The organism is Microbacterium meiriae (assembly GCF_025143875.1).
Lineage (GTDB): Bacteria > Actinomycetota > Actinomycetes > Actinomycetales > Microbacteriaceae > Microbacterium > Microbacterium meiriae.
The window spans coordinates 152,296-171,360 of sequence record NZ_JAMBDU010000001.1 but is presented as its reverse complement, the minus strand read 5'-3'; the positions used below and the strand labels follow the sequence as shown (position 1 = coordinate 171,360).

Here is a 19,065-nt window from a genome sequence, read left to right as displayed (position 1 = left end):
CGCGTCAGTGATCGACGGCCTTCTCCGCCCCGAAGCCGGTGAGAGAGCGCACCTCCATCTCTGCCGCCAGCTGAGGCGACTCCCGCCGGGTGCTGGTGATCGTCCCGAGCCAGCCGAGCGCGAACCCGAGCGGGATCGAGACGATGCCCGGGTTGTTCAGCGGCCAGATCGCGATGTCGATGCCGGGGATCATCGAGGTGGGCGTGCCGGAGAACACGGGCGACAGGATGATGAGGATGATCGCCGAGCCGAGCCCGCCGTACATGCTCCACACCGCACCGCGCGTCGTGAATCGGCGCCAGAACAGCGAGTAGAGGATCGTCGGCAGGTTGGCGGACGCCGCCACGGCGAACGCGAGGGCCACGAGGAACGCGATGTTCTGCCCCTGCGCCCCGATGCCGCCGACGATCGCGAGGATGCCGATGACGATCACCGTCCGACGGGCGACCCGCACCTCGCCGTTGGGATCGGGCTCGACGGGCTTCCCCTCCGCGTCCTTGCGTCCCTTCTGGATGACGTTCGCGTAGATGTCGTGGGCGAACGACGCCGCCGCGGTGATCGTGAGTCCCGCGACGACGGCGAGGATCGTGGCGAACGCTACCGCGGAGATGAACCCGAGGAGCACCGGACCGCCGAGCTTGAGCGCCAGCAGCGGAGCCGCGGAGTTCACGCCCCCGGGTGCCGCCGCGATCACGTCGGCGCCGACGAGCGCGCCGGCGCCGTAGCCGAGCACGAGCGTCAGCAGGTAGAAGCCGCCGATCAGCCAGATCGCCCACACCACCGAACGCCGCGCCTCCTTGGCCGTCGGCACGGTGTAGAAGCGCATCAGCACGTGCGGCAGGCCCGCGGTGCCGAGCACCAGGGCCATCCCCAGCGAGAGGAAGTCCCACGGGTTCGCGCCGTACTGCAGGCCGGGCGCCAGCACCGCCTCCCCCTTGTCGGAGTTCGCCACGGCGGCCTCCAGCAGGGTGTTCAGGCTGAAGCCGTTGATCGCGAGGACCCAGATGGTCATCGCGAGGGCGCCGCCGATGAGCAGCACCGCCTTGACGATCTGCACCCAGGTGGTGCCCTTCATACCGCCGATCAGCACGTAGACGATCATGAGGATGCCGACGACGGCGATGACGACCGACTGCCCGACCCTCCCGTCGATCCCCAGGAGCAGCGACACGAGACCGCCTGCCCCGGCCATCTGCGCGAGGAGGTAGAAGAAGCACACCGCGAGCGTGGTGATCGCCGCCGCCATCCGCACCGGCCGCTGCTGCAACCGGAACGAGAGCACATCCGCCATGGTGAACTTGCCCGTGTTGCGCATGAGTTCGGCCACCAGCAGCAGGGCGACCAGCCAGGCGACGAGGAAGCCGATGGAGTACAGGAATCCGTCGTAGCCGTTGATCGCGATGGCACCGCAGATGCCCAGGAAGGATGCGGCGGACAGATAGTCGCCCGCGATCGCGAATCCGTTCTGAGGTCCGGTGAAGGACCTCCCCGCCGCGTAATAATCGGCGGCGGTCTTGTTGTTCCTGCTGGCGCGGATGACGATGAACAATGTCACCGCGACGAAGGCCAGGAAGATCGAGATGTTGAACACCGGGTTGATGTCGAGCGCGACATCCTCGGTGGCCGTGCGGATGATGCTCATGCGTCGGCCTGCGCCTTCTCGAGTTCTTCACGGATCTCCGACGCCAACGGATCGAGTTTCCTGTTGGCGAACGCGACATATGCCATCGTGATGGCGAACGTCGTCACGAACTGCCCGAGCCCGAAAAGCAGCCCGACGGTGATATCCCCCCATACGCGCTGCGCCATGAAATCGCGGGCGAATGCGGCCAGCAGCACGTAGACGAAATACCACACCAGGAAGAACGCGGCGAGGGGGAAGATGAACGACCGCTGCGTCCGTTTCAACCGCAGGAATCGAGGGGATTGCTCGACGGCGACGTAATCGATCGCACCGTTCTGAGGGGTCGGAACCTGTTCGCTCATGGGGCCTCCTTGCCACATGTCCGCTGCACGCGCGGCCGTCGCCGCCCGAGTGGTAGGGTCGACGCTACGAAACGGGGAACACCGCCGTCACCCCCGAAAGTAGGTATTCGTGAGCTCTCCGATCACCGTCGAACCCGAGGCGGAGCTCGTCGCCAACGCGGTGCGCGAGCTGGCGCGGCGCACGCGCTTCCCGGTGGCGTTCGGTGGGCTGATCGAAGAGGGCGTCGTGAGCGTCACGAGCATCGTCGGAGCCCGCACACGCGCTCTCGACGGTCTCCGCGTACGCCCCGAGCGCGGTCTCGGCGGGCGGGCCATGATGGAGCTGCGTCCGCGGATGACGAGCGACTACGGCTCCTCCCGCCAGATCACCCACGACTACGACGTCTTCGTCCTCGGCGAAGGCCTGCGGACCCTGCTCGCCCTGCCGATCGTCGTCCAGGGCCGCCCTCGCGGCGTGCTCTATGCCGGCGCGTGGGCGGAGGAGAGGATCGGCGGCGTGACCACGGCCCCGGCCATGCAGGTCGCCCAGTCCGTCGCGGACGAGCTGCGCATCCGCGACGAGGTGCAGCGGCGCCTCCGCGCCGCATCGCCGACACCCGCAGCGGTCGCGCCGGCACAGCGCGAGGAGCTGCGGGAGAGCTTCGCCGAGCTCCGCAGCATCGCCGCGACCGTCGACGACGCCGGCATCCGCGCGCGGCTGGCGCAGGTCGAGCGCCGACTGCTGACCCTCGCCGGAGACGACCTGCCGACGACCACGACCGGCCCGCTCCCCGTCGTCCACCTCTCCCCGCGCGAGACGGATGTCCTGGCCTGCGCCGCCCTGGGATCGACGAATGCGGAGATCGCCGCGCACCTCGGTCTGCGGGAAGGGACGGTCAAGGCCTATCTCGGCACCGCGATGTCGAAATTGGATGCGTCGACGCGGCATGCCGCCGTGACCAAAGCGCGTCGCGCCGGCCTTCTCCCCTGAATCGACATTCTCGGCGGCTGCGTCATTGTTCGCCATGACGAAACGGCCTTTGTTGTGCGCATTCCCGCACCCGCGATAAAGTCGGCCCCATGGCGAGACGAATTGTGCACCAGCTGGTCGACGACATCGACGGCACCGTCCTGGAGGTCGGGGAAGGCGAGACCGTGCATTTCTCGCTGAACGGCACCTCCTACGAGATCGATCTGAATTCCGCGCACGCAGAGGAATTGCGACAGGCACTCGAGCCCTACATCACGGCCGGGCGTCGGGCCGGATCGGGAGCGGCGTCAAGCGGAGGACGGTCCTCGTCCTCGTCCTCGTCGCGGAAGCGGCCCTCACGCAACCCGGAGGTCGCCGCGATCCGCGCCTGGGCGAAGGAGAACGGCTACACGCTCTCGGAGCGGGGTCGCGTACCGGCTCCCATCCTCGAGGCCTACCGCGCCGCGCATTGACCCGGTCCCGCCCCACCTCACGGTCGGGCGGGATCTTCTTTCGCACCCTCGAGCGCCCACGCCTCATCGCGGAGGGTGATCTCCTCCGTCATGTCCAGGAGGAAGCGGATCACGACCTCTCGCTCCGCAGCCGACAGACGCGCCGCCGCGTAGAAGCGCTTGGCCTGCTGCCGCCCGACCGTCTCCATCGCGGCGTGCCTGGTCTCGGGGGTGATGGTGATCGCGAGGGCTCGTCGGTCGGTGGGATGCGGCGAGCGCCGGATGTGCCCACCCTTCTCCAGCCGGTCGAGCAACTTCGTCGTCGCGGCGGTGGAGACCCCGAGATGGTGGGCGATCCCGCTGGGCGTCGCCACGACCGTTCGGTTGTCGCACACGATCAGGTAGTGCAGCGCGCGCATGTCGGTTTCGTTCAGCTGCATGTAGCGCCGGGACGCCTGCGAGAGACGCTGCTCAGCCTCGCGCAGCCCGCCGAGCGCCTCCATGAGGCGTCCGATCTGACGCAGATCCTCCGGGGCGACGCCCGAACGATCGACGAGCGTACTGCGCGGGTCGCTGGCGTCGACGTCGTAGATGGACCCCTGAGCGAGTTCGTCCCGCTCCGCCGCCGCCGTCGCGTGGGCGACCGGGGTGGTGCGGGGCTCGGAGGGCATGCGATCATGTTACACACGAACAGCTTCATGCTAAGTTGATATTTCGCCAGGTTAGCTAAACGACGAGAGGACGCCATGGACAACGTCACGCTCCTCGCCGAAGACGGGACTGCCGTCGGCATCCTGCCCAAGAGCGAAGTCCACACGACCGACACTCCTCTCCACCTCGCCTTCTCCTGCTATGTGCAGGATCGAGAGGGACGCCTCCTCGTCACGCGTCGCGCGCTCGGCAAGCGCACCTGGCCCGGGGTCTGGACCAACAGCTTCTGCGGGCACCCGCAGCCCGGCGAGGACATGGCCGATGCGGTGCGACGGCGCGGCTCCGACGAACTGGGGATCCAGGTGACCGAGATCCGCCTCGCTCTCCCCGACTACCGCTACCGCGCCGTGGACGCGAGTGGCATCGTGGAGAACGAGATCTGTCCGGTGCACGTCGCGGTGGTCGACGAGCAGCCGTCGGCAAACCCGGACGAGGTGGCGGAGTGGGAGTGGGTCGATGTCGATGACCTGCTCGCCGCGGTCATCCGCACCCCGTTCGCCTTCAGCCCCTGGCTCGCCGAGCAGCTCCCGCTCCTCCGTCGACACGGGGAGGTCTGAGCCATGGCGGTCATGGTGACAGAAGAAGACCTCGGCACCAGGATCGAGGCGGTGCTGCGACGACGGTTCGCCGAGCGCACTGCCGCCGCCGAGCACTACGGGGCGGAGTTCGCCGCCCTGTGGCACACGGCAGCCGAGCACGCCCTCGGCGGGAAGCTCCTGCGCCCGCGCATGCTCATGGACCTGCTGTCCGCACTCGCCACGACCCCCCTCACGGAGAAGGACACGGCGCGGGCGATCGACGTGGCCGCTCATGTCGAGCTGCTGCATTTCGCGTTCCTCCTGCACGACGACGTCATCGACGGCGACCTCACCCGCCGCCGCCGTCCCAATCTCATCGGCTCCCTGGTCTCCCGTCGCCCCGTCGAGGCCGGCGATACGGCGCTGCACTGGGGCCGCTCGAGCGCCATCCTCCTCGGAGACCTCCTGCTCTCCACCGCCGTGCTCGGCTTCGCCCGTGCCGACGTCCCCGCGCCGCGACGGGAGCGGCTCCTCGCTCTCCTCGAGACGACCGTGTTCGAGACCGTCGCCGGGGAGCACTCCGACGTCGCCCTCAGCGACGGCATCATCGCGGCCGACCTCCGCACCATCCTCGCCACCAGCGCGTCGAAGACCGCCGCCTACTCGTTCGTCCTCCCGCTCCGCGCGGCGGCTATCCTGTCCGGCGCTCCGACCGCCGCCGAGGAGCAGCTGACCGAGATCGGCGGCCACCTCGGTCTCGCCTACCAGCTGCAGGACGATCTGCTGTCGGTGTTCGGTGACCCGGACGCCCACGGCAAGGACCCGTATTCCGATCTCCGCGAGGGCAAGGAGACCGCGATCATCGCGTACGCCCGGATGACCAGCCACTGGCCCGGCATCGAATTGCGGTTCGGCGAGAACGACCTCAGCATCGACGACGCGGCGGAGATGCGCGACCGCCTCCGCGAGTGCGGCGCGGAGGGATTCGTCCGAGGACTCGTGGAGGAGCAGCTCGCGGCCGTGTCGACAATCCTGGCGGAAGCCGAGGAGGCGGGCACGCTCTCGGCCGACGCCGGACGCATCATCCTCGCTCTGGCCGACCGGATCGAGGGCCGCAGCCGATGACCGCGACCCCTTCCGAGCCCCGCGACGACGCGGCGCTGCGACGCTTCAGCCGGACTGCCGAGATCGCGACATCCGACGTCATCCGCACCTACTCGACGTCGTTCGGACTGGCGACGCGTCTTCTCGGGCGACGCCATCGCCAGCACGTGCGCAACATCTACGCCATGGTGCGCATCGCGGACGAGATAGTCGACGGCGTCGCCGCCGAGGCCGGACTCGATGCCGGTGCACAGGCCGCGGCCCTGGACTCCTACATCACGGAGACCCATCGCTCCATGCGGACCGGCTACAGCAGCGATCTCATCCTGCACGCGTTCGCGCGAACGGCGCGCGAGTGCGGGATCGGCGAAGACCTCACCCAGCCGTTCTTCGACTCGATGAGGGCCGACATCTCCGGCCCGTCCGGCTTCACCGCCTATGACGCCGACGCACACGCCGCGTACGTCTACGGCTCGGCGGAGGTCGTCGGCCTGATGTGCCTGCGGGTCTTCCTGCGCGACGCCACGCGGACGCCGGAGGAGCTCGACATCCTCGACCGCGGAGCGCGTCGGCTGGGCGCCGCGTTCCAGAACGTGAACTTCCTCCGTGACCTCGCCGACGACACCGACCGCCTGCAGCGCGGCTACCTCGGCGGCACGGAACCTCTCACCGACGCCGACCGCGACACCTGGGTCGACACCGTCCACCGTCAGCTCGCCGACGCGAGAGCCGCGATCCCGCTGCTCCCGAAGGACGCCCGTGCCGCTGTCCGGAGCGCCCTCGCCCTCTTCGCCGCCCTGACGCACCGCGTCGCACGCACGCCGGCTGCGGAGCTGTACCGCCGCCGGGTGCGCGTGCCGGACCCGATCAAGGCGCTGCTCGCTGCGCGCGCCGTCCTCGTCACGGCCCTGGAGCGGGACCGATGAGCCGCGTCGTCGTCATCGGCGCGGGCGTGGCCGGTCTGGCCACGGCTGGGCTGCTCGCGCGCGACGGACATGACGTCGTGGTGCTGGAGAAGAACGACCGCGTCGGCGGACGGGCGGGCACCATCGAGCGCGATGGTTTCCGATTCGACTCCGGCCCGTCGTGGTACCTCATGCCCGAGGTCTTCGACCACTACTTCGCGATGATGGGGACCACCACCGAGGAGCAGCTCGACCTGACGCTGCTGGATCCGGGGTACCGCGTCTTCCGCTCGCCCGAGTCCGGCGACGACCCCGTGACGGTGCCCGCCGGGCGGGAAGCCGTGTCCGCGCTGTTCGAGTCGATGGAACCGGGCTCCGCAGCGGCACTCGAGACCTATCTCGCCTCCGCCCACGATGCCGGCTCCATGGCGAGGCGGTACTTCCTCTACAACCCGTTCACCCGCACCAGGACGCTCGCCGCTCCCGAGGTGGTGCGCGCGCTGCCGCGACTGTTCTCGCTGCTCGGCACCCGCCTCCAGGCTTTCGCCGCCCGGCGCTTCCGGCACCCGGTGCTGCGGCAGATCCTCGGCTACCCCGCCGTCTTCCTGGGCACCGACCCGCGGACGGCGCCGGCGATGTACCACCTGATGAGCGCGCTCGACCTCGACCAGGGCGTTCTGTATCCGCAGGGCGGCTTCTGGCGTGTCGTCGAGCGGTTGGCGACGCTGGCCCAGGATGCCGGCGCGCGGATCGTCACGGGTGCCGAGGTCACCGGGATCCGCACGCAGGACGCGGACGGTGCGACCCACGTGACCGGTGTCGGCTGGACGGATCGCGACGGCCATCAGCACGTCGAGGACGCGGACATCGTCGTCTCCGGCGCCGACCTCCACCACACCGAGACGGCGCTGCTGCCTCCCACGCTGCAGTCCTATCCGGAGTCCTGGTGGGCGCGGCGCACGAGCGGACCCGGCGGCGTGCTCGTGATGCTCGGCGTCCGCGGGACCCTGCCCGAGCTCCCCCATCACTCGCTGTTCTTCACCGACGACTGGGATGCGAACTTCGACGCGATCTTCGGTCGCACCCCCGGCGTCCCCACGCCGGCGTCCACCTACGTCTGTCGGCCCAGCGCGACGGACGCGGGGGTCGCGCCGGACGGGCACGAGAACCTCTTCGTCCTGATCCCGGTCCCGGCCGACGTCGAGCTCGGCCACGGCGGGAGCGACGGCGCCGGCTCGCCGAAGGTCGAGAAGGCCGCGGACGCCGCGGTCGACATGATCGCAGCGTGGTCGGGGATCCCCGACCTGCGCGAGCGGATCGTGGTCAGGGAGACGGTGGGTCCGGCCGACTTCCGCGACGACTACCACTCGTGGCGGGGCGGGATGCTCGGCCCCGCGCACATCCTCTCGCAGAGCGCCATGTTCCGCGCGCAGAACGCCTCCCGGCGCGTGCGGGGGCTGTACTACGCCGGAGCGACCACCGCGCCCGGCGTCGGCGTGCCGATGTGCCTCATCAGCGCCGAGATCGTGCTCAAGCGCATCCGAGGCGACCACTCGCCCGGCCCGTTGCCGGAGCCGGCCACCCGAACCGCCACACCCGAGAAGGCATGATGGGCGCGATCTACCTGACCGCCCTGCTCGTCTCCCTCGGCTGCATGCTGCTGCTCGACTGGCGGTTCCGTCTCTTCTTCTGGCGGGATGCCGTGTCGGCGGCCATCGTCACGATAGTCGGACTCGCCTTCTTCCTCGTCTGGGACGTGGCCGGCATCGCGGCGGGGATCTTCTTCCGCGGCGAGGCGGCGATCGCCACGGGTATCGTCCTGGCTCCGGAGCTCCCCCTGGAGGAGCCGATCTTCCTGATCTTCCTCGTCGTCTGCACGATGGTGCTCTACGGCGGCGCCGTCCGGCTTCTGGATCGCCGTCGGGTCAGCGCCGGGGAGGGAGCGGCGCGATGACCTACCTGCAGCTGTCCGCCGTGTTCCTCGCCGTCGCCGCTCTGGCCGCGGTCGCCCTCTGCGTCGGAGCGCGGCGCACCCCGCACCTCGGCGCCCTCACGCTCACCGCGCTCGCTCTCCTCGTGCTGACCGCCGTGTTCGACACCGTCATGATCGCCACCGGGCTGTTCCACTACGAGCCGACGCAGCTCGCCGGCGTGCACATCGGTCTCGCGCCGCTCGAGGACTTCGCGTATCCGCTGGCCGGGGTGCTGCTGCTCCCCGCGCTGTGGACCGCCCTGCGCGCGCGCCGATCCCGGACGCGCACCGCCGCAGACCGGGAGGAGCACGCATGACGGAGAAGACCCCCCGCGGCGGCATCGGCCACGACATCGCCCAGATCCTCCTCTCGTCCCGGCCGATCAGCTGGATCAACACGGCCTTCCCCTTCGCCGCCGCCTACCTGCTGAGCACCAGGGAGATCGACGCGACCTTCGTGATCGGCACCCTGTACTTCCTGGTGCCGTACAACCTCGCGATGTACGGCATCAACGACGTCTTCGACTACGCCTCCGACCTGGCGAACCCCCGCAAGGGCGGGATCGAGGGCGCGCTGCTGTCCCCGCGCATCCACCGCGCGACGCTGTGGGCGGCGGCCGCCACGAACGTGCCGTTCCTGGTCTACCTCTTCGCCGTCGGCACCCCGGCGTCGTGGCTGTGGCTCGCCGTGAGCGTCTTCGCCGTCCTCGCCTACTCGGCTCCGGTGCTGCGCTTCAAGGAGCGCCCGTTCCTGGACTCCGTGACCTCCAGCACGCACTTCGTCAGCCCCGCCCTCGTCGGCCTCTCCCTCGCCGGAGCGCCCGTCACCACGACCAGCGTCCTCGTGCTCGTCGCGTTCTTCCTCTGGGGCATGGCCGCTCACGCGTTCGGTGCCGTGCAGGACATCGGGCCCGATCGCGAGGGTGGCATCTCCTCCATCGCGACCGTGATCGGCGCCAGGGCGACCGTCCGGCTCTCCCTCGTGTTGTGGGCCGTCGCCGGCGGTGCGATGCTGCTGACCCCGTGGCCCGGACCGCTCGCCGCCGTGCTGGCGCTGCCCTACATCGTCAACGCCGCGCCGTGGTGGAACGTCACCGACGAGACGTCGGCCGGGACCAACCGCGCCTGGCGCCGGTTCATCGCACTCAACTACATCGCCGGCTTCCTCGCCACGATGATCCTCATCCTCGCCTGGGTCTCCTGACCCTTCGCGCCCCGCCCCCTCTCCCGAAAGGACCCCGATGTCCCGCCCCGCCCCCGCACCGACGCCGCCGACCCGCGAGCGCACCCGACGCCACTCCTGGCTGCGCGTGTTCCTCCCGGTCGCCCTCATCCTGGTGTGGCTGGCGGGTGCCTCCTTCGGCGGTCCGCTGTTCGGCAAGGTCGACGAGGTGTCGTCCAACGATCAGACGACGTACCTGCCGGAGTCCGCGGACGCCACGACGGTGCAGCAGCTCCTCGGTGAGTTCACCGACAGCGACGCGATCCCGGCGATCGCGGTCTTCACCTCCGAGGAGGAGCTGACGCCGTCCGAACTCGAGGCGATCTCCGCCGCGGTGGCGGACGCCCCGGACGTGGAGGGGGTCACTGACGACGTCTCCCCCGCGCTCCCCTCCGAGGACGGCCGGGCCGTGCAGGCCTTCATCCCGATCGACGGCGACGCCGAGCTCAGCGATGCCACCGCCGCTCTCGGCGACGAGCTGCGCGCGGCGGTACCGGACGACGTCACGGTCTACATCACGGGGCCGGCAGGCTTCACAGCCGACCTCGCCGCCGGGTTCGCCGGCATCGACGGACTCCTGCTCGGTGTCGCCCTGCTCGCCGTGCTCGTGATCCTCGTCCTCGTCTACCGTTCGTTCCTGCTGCCGCTCGTCGTGCTCTCCACGAGCCTGTTCGCGCTGTGCGTCGCGCTCCTCGTCGTGTGGTGGCTGGCGAAATGGGAGATCCTGCTGCTCAGCGGGCAGACCCAGGGGATCCTCTTCATCCTCGTGATCGGCGCCGCCACCGACTACGCGCTCCTGTTCGTCGCGCGGTTCCGGGAGGAGCTGCGGGTCGCGCAGGACAAGGGCGTCGCCCTCCTCGCCGCGTGGAAGGGATCGGTCGAGCCGATCGTCGCCTCCGGAGGCACCGTGATCGCGGGACTCCTGTGCCTCCTGCTCAGCGACCTGAAGTCGAACAGCACCCTCGGCCCGGTCGCGGCGATCGGCATCGTGTTCGCGATGCTCTCGGCCCTCACGCTCCTGCCCGCGCTGCTGCTGCTGTTCGGACGCGCGGTCTTCTGGCCCCGGCGTCCCCGGTTCGAGCCCGAGGTCGTGGCCGAGGAGCACGGCATGCGCACCACCGGCCTCTGGGCGCGACTGTCGGGCCTCATCAAGAAGCGTCCCCGCGTCATCTGGATCGCGACCACCCTCGTCCTCCTCGCCGGCGCGGCGGGCGTCACACAGCTCGACGCACAGGGCGTCCCGCAGTCCGACCTCGTGCTCGGAGCATCGGAGGCGCGCGACGGTCAGGTCGCACTCGGTGAGCATTTCCCCGGCGGCTCAGGGAGCCCCGTCTCCGTGATCGTGGACGAGGACCGCCTGCAGGACGCCGCCGACGTGCTCCTCGCGAACGACGGGATCGACGGGGTGACCGTCACCGCGGCCGATTCCCCGAGCGGGTCCGCCCCGGTGACGACGGACGGGATCACGGCCGTCGGCCCTCCCGGGACCCCCGCTCCGGAGCCCACGACAGTCGACGGACAGGTGCTCCTGCAGGGGACGCTGACGGATGCGGCCGATTCCGCCGCGGCCGCCTCCACCGTGCGCGAGCTGCGCGGAGAGCTCGACGACATCGGAGCCGTGGTGGGCGGGGTGACGGCCACCTCGATCGACACGAACGACGCGTCCATCCACGACCGCAACCTCATCATCCCGGTGATCCTCGTCGTCATCATGATCATCCTGATGCTGCTCCTGCGCTCGATCCTGGCGCCGGTGCTGCTGATCCTCACGACGGTGCTGTCCTTCGGTACGGCGATGGGCGTCTCGGCGCTGGTGTTCAACGGCATCTTCGACTTCCCCGGTGCCGACCCCGCGGTCCCGCTCTACGGCTTCGTGTTCCTCGTCGCCCTGGGCATCGACTACAACATCTTCCTCATGACGAGGGTGCGGGAGGAGTCGAAGCAGCACGGGACGAGGGAGGGCATCCTCCGCGGGCTCTCCATCACCGGCGGCGTGATCACCTCCGCCGGGCTGGTGCTGGCGGCGACGTTCGCGGCACTGTCGGTGATCCCGATCCTCTTCCTCGTGCAGCTCGCGTTCATCGTCGCGTTCGGCGTGCTGCTGGACACGTTCGTGGTGCGTTCGCTCCTCGTGCCGGCACTCGCCTACGACATCGGGAAGACCATCTGGTGGCCGTCGAAGCTGTGGCGGCGCGGGCAGCCCTGACGCATGCGGAAGCGGGAGTGCCCTCGACAGGATTCGAACCTGCGACCTGCCCTTTAGGAGAGGGCTGCTCTATCCTGCTGAGCTACGAGGGCGCACAGCCAGTCTACGGGACCACGGTTGCGCGCCCTCGCGCTGGCTCTCACGCGGCGAGGGCGAGGTAGGGCTCCCAGCGGGGATCGCTGCGCTCCACCCCGCGCACCGTCCACGCCGTCCCGTGCGGCGGGCGCGGCGTGAACCGCAACTGCCACCGCATCTCCTGCGGGGTGCGGTTGCTCTTGAGGTTGTTGCAGCGCAGGCAGCAGGCGACGAGGTTCTCCCAGGAGTCCGCGCCGCCGCGCGAGCGGGGCAGGACGTGGTCGATCGTCGCCGCGGCCTTGCCGCAGTATCCGCAGCGATGCCCGTCGCGCCGCAGGACCCCGCGGCGGGTGACCGGCACGCGACGGCTGAGCGGGACGCGCACGTAACGGGAGAGGATGATCACCGCCGGACGATCGTAGACGCCGTGGGTTCCCCAGACGGGGTCGTCCTCGACTCTCTCGATGACCGTCGCCTTGTCGTTCATGACCAGGACGAGGGCTCTCTTGAAGGACACGATCGCCAAGGGCTCGTATCCGGCGTTCAGGACCAGTGTGCGCATTCGTCATCCTCTCGATCCGCCGGGACGGCTTCCCGGCACTCTCGACTCACACGACGTCGTGCAGGAGGAGGAGTGTTCGCAGGGACGAGAAAAGGCGCCGTCTACAGACGGCGCCTTTCGCGCGCGGCAGCACCGCGGCATCCCTGCGGGCAATGCCGAAGGACGTGACGACCGAGAGCGTCCATGGTTCGGATGCTCGGTGTTCGCTCCATCAGCCTCTCCCGCCTGTATGACGACGGGTTCAGGCTAACCCATCCCGCGAGGACCGGGGCGGAACGGGAGATGAATGCTCGAGAACGTGTCCCGGTCAGCCGGCGTTGACGGAGAGCCAGGACATCGGCTCGACGAGGCCGCCGTTGATCCAGACCTCGAAATGGAGGTGGTTCGCGGTCGACCGTCCCGTGCTGCCCACATAGCCGATCAGCTGTCCGGCGGCGACGGTCTGCCCGGCCTGCACCTGGCGCGACCCGTAGAGCATGTGTCCGTACGTGGTCTGGACCTGCTGACCGCCCACGACGCTGTCCAGCATGACGGCGACGCCGTAGCCGCCGATGCTCTCGGCGGAGGCGCGCACGACGCCGGCCGCGGCGGCGTAGATCGGCGTGCCGGCGGGCGCGAGCATGTCGGCGCCGTTGTGGCCGCCGCCGACGGTGCGGCTGACGTTCCAGGAGCCGAGCGGCAGCGGGTAGCGGACCTGGCCGGAGCCGGGAGCGACGAGTGCGTAGCCGGCCGTGTTGAAGGTGCCGGACGAGGGTGCGGACGCGGACGCGGAGGCAGCGGCAGCGGCGGCCCGCGCCGCGGCGGCGGCGGCCTCTTCGGCCTTCTTCTTCTCGATCTCCTCCGGCGTGGTCGCGCTGAAGGCACCACGCACGAGCGGAGCGGCCGTGGCCTCCGACGCGACGACGAGCGACTGCGCGTCGACCGCGGCGAGCTGCTGCACGGTCTGCGCCGTGGCGTCCGTCGGCTTGGACGCCGCGTAGGCGGGCAGCGCGACAGCGGCGACGAGAGCGCCGACAGCACCGAAGATCGCCACCGACCGGAGGGGGGCTGCGATCTTCCGAGCACTGACCCGTGCACCGGTGCGCCGGGCGGGTACTCGATCTTCAGATGTCTTCGCGGTCGGTTCGATGTCTGCGGCCAAAACGTGGTCCTCCTGAGCCCTCGCACCTCGGGTGGTGCTGGCCCGTCGACGTTCTGCCCCAGGGCAGAGATGCACTACTCGGGTTCGAGTGCGTCCCTGTCGGGAAGACGACGAGCCGGAAGGCGGATCTTCGCGGTTCGCCCCCAGCGGGCTTCTTCGCTGAGGACCTGACCGAGGTTACCGGAAGATAACGATCATGTCACCCTGGGAAACTGACAATCCTCGGTGAGGCCTTCTCAGGCCGGTTCGCCGACGAGGAAGATGTGCGAGGCCAGCTCCACGGGGAGCTCGAGACCCTCCTCCTTGCCGTCCATCTGGATGAGCACATAGCCCTCGTTGAAGCGGAAGTCGCCGCGGGCCCCGGGCACGACGCCCGCGTCACGCAGCTGCTCCAGGAGCTCCGGGTCGACCTGGGCCGGCTCGGCGAGACGGCGGACCGTCCCCTCGACCGGCTCGCCTGCGGCGTTCAGCCGCTGCACGAGACCGATCACACCCTCGTCGAAGGTGCGGGCGGGAAGGTCGCCGAGCTGGTCGAGACCGGGGATCGGGTTGCCGTACGGCGACTCGGTGGGGTGCCCGAGCAGCTCGACGAGACGACGCTCCACCTGCTCGCTCATGACGTGCTCCCAGCGACAGGCCTCCTCGTGCACGAAGGCCCAGTCCAGCCCGATCACGTCCGACAGCAGACGCTCGGCGAGGCGGTGCTTGCGCATCACGTCGACGGCCTTGCGGCGCCCGGCGTCGGTGAGCTCGAGCGTGCGGTCCTCGGACACCACGACGAGGCCGTCGCGCTCCATGCGACCGACGGTCTGCGAGACCGTCGGTCCGGAGTGCCCGAGGCGCTCCGAGATGCGCGCCCGCAGCGGCACGATGTTCTCCTCCTCGAGTTCGAGGATGGTGCGGAGATACATCTCCGTGGTGTCGATCAGATCCGTCATGTGGGCCCTCCGGAAGTTCTTAGGCAAGCCTACATTCCTCCGGCGACATCGGACGGGGTCGCGGACGGGAGGAACGGCGGGATCCCCCTAGAATCTAGCCATGGCGATCGAGATTCCCCGTGACCTCCTGCCCACAGACGGCCGCTTCGGCTGCGGCCCCTCGAAGGTGCGCGGCGCGCAGCTCGAGGCGCTCGTCACGACGGGGGCCTCCGTCCTCGGGACCTCGCACCGCCAGGCACCGGTGAAGAACCTCGTCGGCAGCGTCCGCGAGCAGCTCGCCGCTCTCTTCCGTCTCCCCGAGGGATACGAGATCATCCTGGGCAACGGCGGCTCGACGGCATTCTGGGACGCCGCGGCCTTCGGCCTGATCGAGCGACGCAGCCAGAACCTCGTGTTCGGCGAGTTCGGCGGCAAGTTCGCCAAGGCGGCAGGAGCCCCCTGGCTCGAGGCGCCGGATGTCCGCTCCGCCGAGCCCGGATCGCGGAGCGCGGCCGAACCGGTCGACGGCGTCGACGTCTACGCGTGGCCGCACAATGAGACCTCGACCGGCGTGGCCGCGCCGATCGAGCGCGTCCGCGCCGACGGTGCCCTGACGGTGATCGACGCGACGAGCGCCGCGGGGGGCATCGACGTCGACATGACGCAGGCCGACGTCTACTACTTCGCCCCGCAGAAGAACCTCGGCTCGGACGGCGGACTCTGGTTCGCCGCCGTGTCTCCGGCCGCGATCGACCGCATCGAGCGGATCGCCGCCTCGGGACGCTACATCCCGGAGTTCCTGAGCCTGAAGCACGCGGTGGACAACTCGCGGCTCAACCAGACGCTGAACACCCCTGCGCTCACGACGCTGCTCCTCCTGGACGACCAGCTGCGGTGGATCCTCGGCAACGGCGGTCTCGCCTGGGCCGCTACGCGCACGGCGGAGTCATCGTCGGCGCTCTACGACTGGGCGGAGGCGTCCGCCGTCGCGACCCCCTTCGTCACCGACCCGGCGCACCGCTCACCCGTGGTCGCGACGATCGACTTCGACGACAGCGTCGACGCCGCGGCGATCGCCAAGGCGCTCCGCGCCAACGGCATCGTCGACACCGAGCCGTACCGCAAGCTCGGCCGCAACCAGCTGCGGGTGGCGACGTTCGTCTCGATCGAGCCGGAGGACGTGCGTCAGCTCATCCGGGCCATCGACTTCGTGCAGGAGAACCTGGGCGGCTGAGCGTCCGCCTCACTCCTCTTCGTCGCCGGCGTCCGCATCGCGGGCGTCGGCGTCGTCGTCTTCGGAGTCCTCTGCCTCGTCGTCCTCGTCGTCCTCGTCGGACGCGTCGAGCTCGTCGTCCTGATCGGACGGGTCGAGCTCGTCGATGTCCACGCCGTCGAGGTCTCCGGCATGGAGGATGTCGGAGCCGTCCTCGTCGAGTTCGTCATCGTCGATGCCGTCGTCGTCGAGGTCGCCGTCAGCGTCCTCTTCTTCCCCGTCGGCGTTCTCACCACCGGCAGCGGCGGCCTCGGCCAGCTCCGCCTGGTGTGCGCGGTACTCGGCGAGGCGTTCCGCCCACGGCACCCACTCCGGGGCCAGCAGAGCACCGTCGCCGGGGAGCAGCTCGACCTCGAGGACGGTGGGCTCCTCGTCCTCGACACGGGCGACCGTCACCGTCCAGTACCAGCCGGGGTAGCCGGGGAGCCGGTTCTCGAATCGCAGGGAGACGGATCCGTCCTCCTCCGGCGTGAAGCCGGCAGCCGGCCCGACCGTGGCGGCAGGGGTGATCTCGCGCAGGGCGGCGAGCGCGAGGTCGTGCGCCTCGACGAGCCGCGCGTCGGCGTCAGGCTTCGAGGTCATCGGCGACCTTGCGCAGGACGGCCGCGATCTTGCGGCCGTGGCTCGAGGAGGGGTAGCGGCCGCGGCGCAGGTCGCCGCCGATGCCGTCGAGGAGCTTCACGAGATCCTCGATGATGATCGCCATGTCGTCGGCGGGCTTGCGCTTCGCCTTCGCGAGACTGGGCGGCGCTTCGAGCACCCGGACCGACAGCGCCTGGAGACCGCGCTTGCCGTCGGCCACGCCGAACTCCACGCGCGCACCCGCCTTCACCGCGGTGCCGGCCGGCATCGCGGAGGCGTGCAGGAAGACGTCCTGGCCGTCATCGCTGGCGATGAAGCCGAAACCCTTGTCTTCGTCGTAGAACCTGACCTTGCCGGTGGGCATGGGAGAACCTCGCTGGATCGAATGCGGACGGAGCGCGCTCGTGCGCGTGTCCCCCAGCCTACCGGTCACGGGCGGAACGGAACCGCTCCCGCGCGTGCGAGTAGGCTGGGGCGGATGAGTACGCAGAGTCCCGGACCGGAGGTCCCCATCCGTCGGATCGACCGCATCCTGGCGTTCACCGCGCTCGGTATCGCGGCCGCGTCGGTGATCTGCTTCTTCGTCATCATCATCGGCACCGCGCTCGGCATGGACAGGGCCGCGTTCGGTGAGGGCCTGTGGCCGGTGATCGCCGCGATCCCCTACTGGGGGCTGCCGCTCGCCTTCGTCATGATCATCGTGCTGCTGGTGATGAGCTTCGTGCGGAAGGGTCGCGCCGAGTCGCGTCGCTGAGGCCGCATCGATGAGCACGCACGCACGCCCGTTGGCCGACGACCTGGCCGCGGCGAGCGATGACGAGCTGACGGCGCTGCTGACCGCGCGCGGTGTGCGTCCCGATGTCGCCTGGCAGGATCTCTTCGACGCGGCCGAGGCCCTGCTGGACGCCGCGTCGATCGGCCGTGCGCTGCCCGCTCTGACCGCCGCGGAGGCCGCCGCGCTCGTCGACGCCGTGGCGGGAGACGGAGCCGGCGCCGGCCGCGAGCGTCTGACCGCGCTCGCCCTGCTCCGCGCCGACGGCACACCGCACCCGCCCGTCGCCGAGGCGGTGGCCGGGAGGTCTCGGCCTGCTCCCCTCGACGAGACCCCCGCACCGGCAGCGGAGGAGTCCGTCTCCGCGCACGCCGCGGAGCGCGCCTTCACCACCGTCGGCGTGCTCGCCGACATCCTGCTCCTCGCCAGGGAGCAGCCGTTCACCCTCCTCATGGGCGGTGCGGTGAGCGCGGGCCAGAAGCGTCAGCTCACCGAGACGGGCCTCGATGTCGAGAGCGTCGATCCGCTGGTGGCGCTCGCCGTGCGCGCCGGTCTCGCCGCTCCCGTCGAGCGCCTGCTGCGCACCACCCCGGCCGCTGAGGACTGGCTCCGTTCCCCCGCGCCCGCACGCTGGAACCTCCTGGCCACCGCCTTCCGTGACACGCTCCCCCGCGGGATCCGCACGGCGACGGGAGGGTGGCTGCCGCCGAGTCAATGGCCCCTCGCCCATCCCTGGGATCCGGCCTGGCCGGAGGAGGCGGCTCGACAGTTCGAGGCCGCTCGTCTTCTCGGCCTCATCGCGGAGGACGGCTCCGAGCCCCCGTGGTCCGCGGCGCTGCGGCGCGGCGAGGCGGCCGATCCCTCCGCCCTTTCGGCGCTCCTACCCGCGGAGGTGGACCGGATCTTCCTCCAGAACGACCTCACCGCGATCGCGCCGGGCCCCCTGCAGCCTGCCCTGGACGTGCGGCTGCGGACCATGGCCCGTCGGGAGTCCGCCTCCCAGGCCTCGTCGTACCGCTTCACCACGGAGTCGGTCGCACATGCGTTCGCCGCAGGGGAGGACGAGGCCTCGATCCTGGGGTTCCTCGGCGAGATCTCGCTCACGGGCATTCCGCAGCCCCTCGGCTACCTCGTCGCGCAGACCGGCCAACGCCACGGACTCGTGCGGGTCTCCGTGGACGAGGAGACGGGGCGCACGCGGGTGGAGAGCACGGACGCGCACCTCCTCGAAGCCATGGCGGTCGACCAGTCGCTCCGGCCGCTCGGGCTCACCGCGCACGTCGGCTCGCTGACGACCAAGGTCGGGCAGGACACGGTCTACTGGGCGCTGACCGACGCCAGGTACCCGGCGACCCTCGTCGATCGCGACGGGACCGTCGCTGTACGCACGCGACACCCGGCTGCCGTACCCGACCCCGCCCCCGCCCCCGACTACGCACCGCTGATCGCGCGGCTGCGCGAACGCCAGGGACCCGACGCGGACGCCGCGTGGCTGGACAGGGAGCTGGAGGCGGCGGTGCGCGCGAAGGCCGTGCTGCGGGTGACGGTCGGCATGCCGGACGGATCCACCAGGGACCTCCTCCTCGAGGCCACCGGGATCGGCGGCGGACGGCTGCGGGGAAGGGACAGGGCGGCCGATGTCGAGCGCACCCTGCCCGTGTCGAGCATCCGCGCCGCGACCGTCGTCCCGACCTAGGCCCCGTGCAGCCACGGGCCGG

The 19,065-nt window shown here is 70.3% G+C and carries 21 protein-coding genes and 1 tRNA gene; 13 read left to right on the top strand and 9 right to left on the bottom strand.

What is annotated here, in order from left to right; genetic code table 11:
- Nucleotides 1-4: 4 nt before the first annotated feature.
- Nucleotides 5-1,642: a monocarboxylic acid transporter gene (locus tag M4D53_RS00875; RefSeq protein WP_259951439.1), complete on the bottom strand. Its 1,638-nt coding sequence runs from the start codon at nt 1,640-1,642 to the stop codon at nt 5-7.
- On the bottom strand, nt 1,639-1,986 hold the full coding sequence (locus M4D53_RS00870; RefSeq protein WP_060921784.1) for a DUF485 domain-containing protein: 348 nt from the start codon (nt 1,984-1,986) through the stop codon (nt 1,639-1,641). Before M4D53_RS00870 ends, M4D53_RS00875 begins: the two co-directional genes overlap by 4 nt.
- Before the next feature lie 109 nt (nt 1,987-2,095).
- Here M4D53_RS00870 and M4D53_RS00865 point away from each other — a divergent pair, with 109 nt between their 5' ends.
- The gene (locus M4D53_RS00865; protein WP_187662050.1) at nt 2,096-2,956 is read left to right on the top strand and encodes a LuxR C-terminal-related transcriptional regulator; all 861 of its coding nucleotides are present in this window, start codon (nt 2,096-2,098) and stop codon (nt 2,954-2,956) included.
- A gap of 89 nt (nt 2,957-3,045) precedes the next feature.
- Nucleotides 3,046-3,408: a histone-like nucleoid-structuring protein Lsr2 gene (locus tag M4D53_RS00860; RefSeq protein ID WP_187662051.1), complete on the top strand. Its 363-nt coding sequence runs from the start codon at nt 3,046-3,048 to the stop codon at nt 3,406-3,408.
- 17 nt (nt 3,409-3,425) lie between these two features.
- Here the strand turns inward: M4D53_RS00860 and M4D53_RS00855 are convergent, their stop codons facing one another.
- A complete protein-coding gene (locus tag M4D53_RS00855) occupies nt 3,426-4,058 on the bottom strand; it encodes a MarR family winged helix-turn-helix transcriptional regulator (RefSeq protein WP_187662052.1) in 633 nt (210 codons plus the stop codon).
- A gap of 75 nt (nt 4,059-4,133) precedes the next feature.
- Here M4D53_RS00855 and idi point away from each other — a divergent pair, with 75 nt between their 5' ends.
- The 8 genes from idi to M4D53_RS00815 are packed head-to-tail and all read left to right on the top strand — an operon-like array spanning nt 4,134 to nt 12,025.
- Nucleotides 4,134-4,655, top strand: a complete 522-nt coding sequence (gene idi, locus M4D53_RS00850; RefSeq protein ID WP_187662053.1) for an isopentenyl-diphosphate Delta-isomerase — start codon at nt 4,134-4,136, stop codon at nt 4,653-4,655.
- Between the two features lie 12 nt (nt 4,656-4,667).
- Nucleotides 4,668-5,741, top strand: a complete 1,074-nt coding sequence (locus M4D53_RS00845) for a polyprenyl synthetase family protein (RefSeq protein ID WP_259951438.1) — start codon at nt 4,668-4,670, stop codon at nt 5,739-5,741.
- Nucleotides 5,738-6,646, top strand: coding sequence for a phytoene/squalene synthase family protein (locus M4D53_RS00840; protein ID WP_259951437.1), 909 nt, complete (start codon nt 5,738-5,740; stop codon nt 6,644-6,646). Before M4D53_RS00845 ends, M4D53_RS00840 begins: the two co-directional genes overlap by 4 nt.
- Nucleotides 6,643-8,235, top strand: coding sequence for a phytoene desaturase family protein (crtI, locus tag M4D53_RS00835; RefSeq protein WP_259951436.1), 1,593 nt, complete (start codon nt 6,643-6,645; stop codon nt 8,233-8,235). The genes M4D53_RS00840 and crtI overlap by 4 nt, the downstream gene beginning before the upstream one ends.
- The gene (locus M4D53_RS00830) at nt 8,235-8,579 is read left to right on the top strand and encodes a lycopene cyclase domain-containing protein (protein WP_259951522.1); all 345 of its coding nucleotides are present in this window, start codon (nt 8,235-8,237) and stop codon (nt 8,577-8,579) included. The genes crtI and M4D53_RS00830 overlap by 1 nt, the downstream gene beginning before the upstream one ends.
- Nucleotides 8,576-8,914, top strand: a complete 339-nt coding sequence (locus tag M4D53_RS00825; RefSeq protein ID WP_259951435.1) for a lycopene cyclase domain-containing protein — start codon at nt 8,576-8,578, stop codon at nt 8,912-8,914. The genes M4D53_RS00830 and M4D53_RS00825 overlap by 4 nt, the downstream gene beginning before the upstream one ends.
- A complete protein-coding gene (locus tag M4D53_RS00820; protein ID WP_259951434.1) occupies nt 8,911-9,801 on the top strand; it encodes a prenyltransferase in 891 nt (296 codons plus the stop codon). The genes M4D53_RS00825 and M4D53_RS00820 overlap by 4 nt, the downstream gene beginning before the upstream one ends.
- A 37-nt stretch (nt 9,802-9,838) precedes the next feature.
- A complete protein-coding gene (locus tag M4D53_RS00815; RefSeq protein ID WP_259951433.1) occupies nt 9,839-12,025 on the top strand; it encodes an MMPL family transporter in 2,187 nt (728 codons plus the stop codon).
- A gap of 18 nt (nt 12,026-12,043) precedes the next feature.
- On the opposite strand, the gene M4D53_RS00810 is transcribed toward M4D53_RS00815, so the two are convergent.
- The 4 genes from M4D53_RS00810 to M4D53_RS00795 form a co-directional block, all read right to left on the bottom strand.
- Nucleotides 12,044-12,117 (bottom strand) — tRNA-Arg (locus M4D53_RS00810).
- A gap of 47 nt (nt 12,118-12,164) precedes the next feature.
- Nucleotides 12,165-12,662, bottom strand: a complete 498-nt coding sequence (locus M4D53_RS00805) for an HNH endonuclease (RefSeq protein ID WP_060921795.1) — start codon at nt 12,660-12,662, stop codon at nt 12,165-12,167.
- Nucleotides 12,663-12,969: 307 nt separating this feature from the next.
- A complete protein-coding gene (locus tag M4D53_RS00800; RefSeq protein ID WP_232089064.1) occupies nt 12,970-13,695 on the bottom strand; it encodes a M23 family metallopeptidase in 726 nt (241 codons plus the stop codon).
- Nucleotides 13,696-14,039: 344 nt separating this feature from the next.
- Complete coding sequence (locus M4D53_RS00795) at nt 14,040-14,741, bottom strand: iron-dependent transcriptional repressor DtxR (RefSeq protein WP_025105536.1); 702 nt, start codon at nt 14,739-14,741, stop codon at nt 14,040-14,042.
- Between the two features lie 100 nt (nt 14,742-14,841).
- On the opposite strand from M4D53_RS00795, the gene serC reads away from it, so the two are divergent.
- Nucleotides 14,842-15,954, top strand: coding sequence for a phosphoserine transaminase (gene serC, locus M4D53_RS00790; RefSeq protein ID WP_259951432.1), 1,113 nt, complete (start codon nt 14,842-14,844; stop codon nt 15,952-15,954).
- Between the two features lie 9 nt (nt 15,955-15,963).
- On the opposite strand, the gene M4D53_RS00785 is transcribed toward serC, so the two are convergent.
- Together M4D53_RS00785 and M4D53_RS00780 are read right to left on the bottom strand one after the other, a co-directional pair.
- Nucleotides 15,964-16,575: a DUF3027 domain-containing protein gene (locus M4D53_RS00785; RefSeq protein WP_259951431.1), complete on the bottom strand. Its 612-nt coding sequence runs from the start codon at nt 16,573-16,575 to the stop codon at nt 15,964-15,966.
- Nucleotides 16,559-16,939 (bottom strand): cold-shock protein, encoded by a 381-nt coding sequence (locus M4D53_RS00780; protein WP_025105533.1) that lies wholly within the window; start codon nt 16,937-16,939, stop codon nt 16,559-16,561. Before M4D53_RS00780 ends, M4D53_RS00785 begins: the two co-directional genes overlap by 17 nt.
- A gap of 114 nt (nt 16,940-17,053) precedes the next feature.
- Here M4D53_RS00780 and M4D53_RS00775 point away from each other — a divergent pair, with 114 nt between their 5' ends.
- The gene (locus M4D53_RS00775) at nt 17,054-17,329 is read left to right on the top strand and encodes a multidrug ABC transporter ATPase (protein ID WP_071328822.1); all 276 of its coding nucleotides are present in this window, start codon (nt 17,054-17,056) and stop codon (nt 17,327-17,329) included.
- A gap of 10 nt (nt 17,330-17,339) precedes the next feature.
- Entirely contained in the window at nt 17,340-19,043 is a 1,704-nt protein-coding gene (locus M4D53_RS00770; RefSeq protein WP_259951428.1) for a helicase-associated domain-containing protein, read from the top strand.
- Nucleotides 19,044-19,065 lie beyond the last annotated feature (22 nt).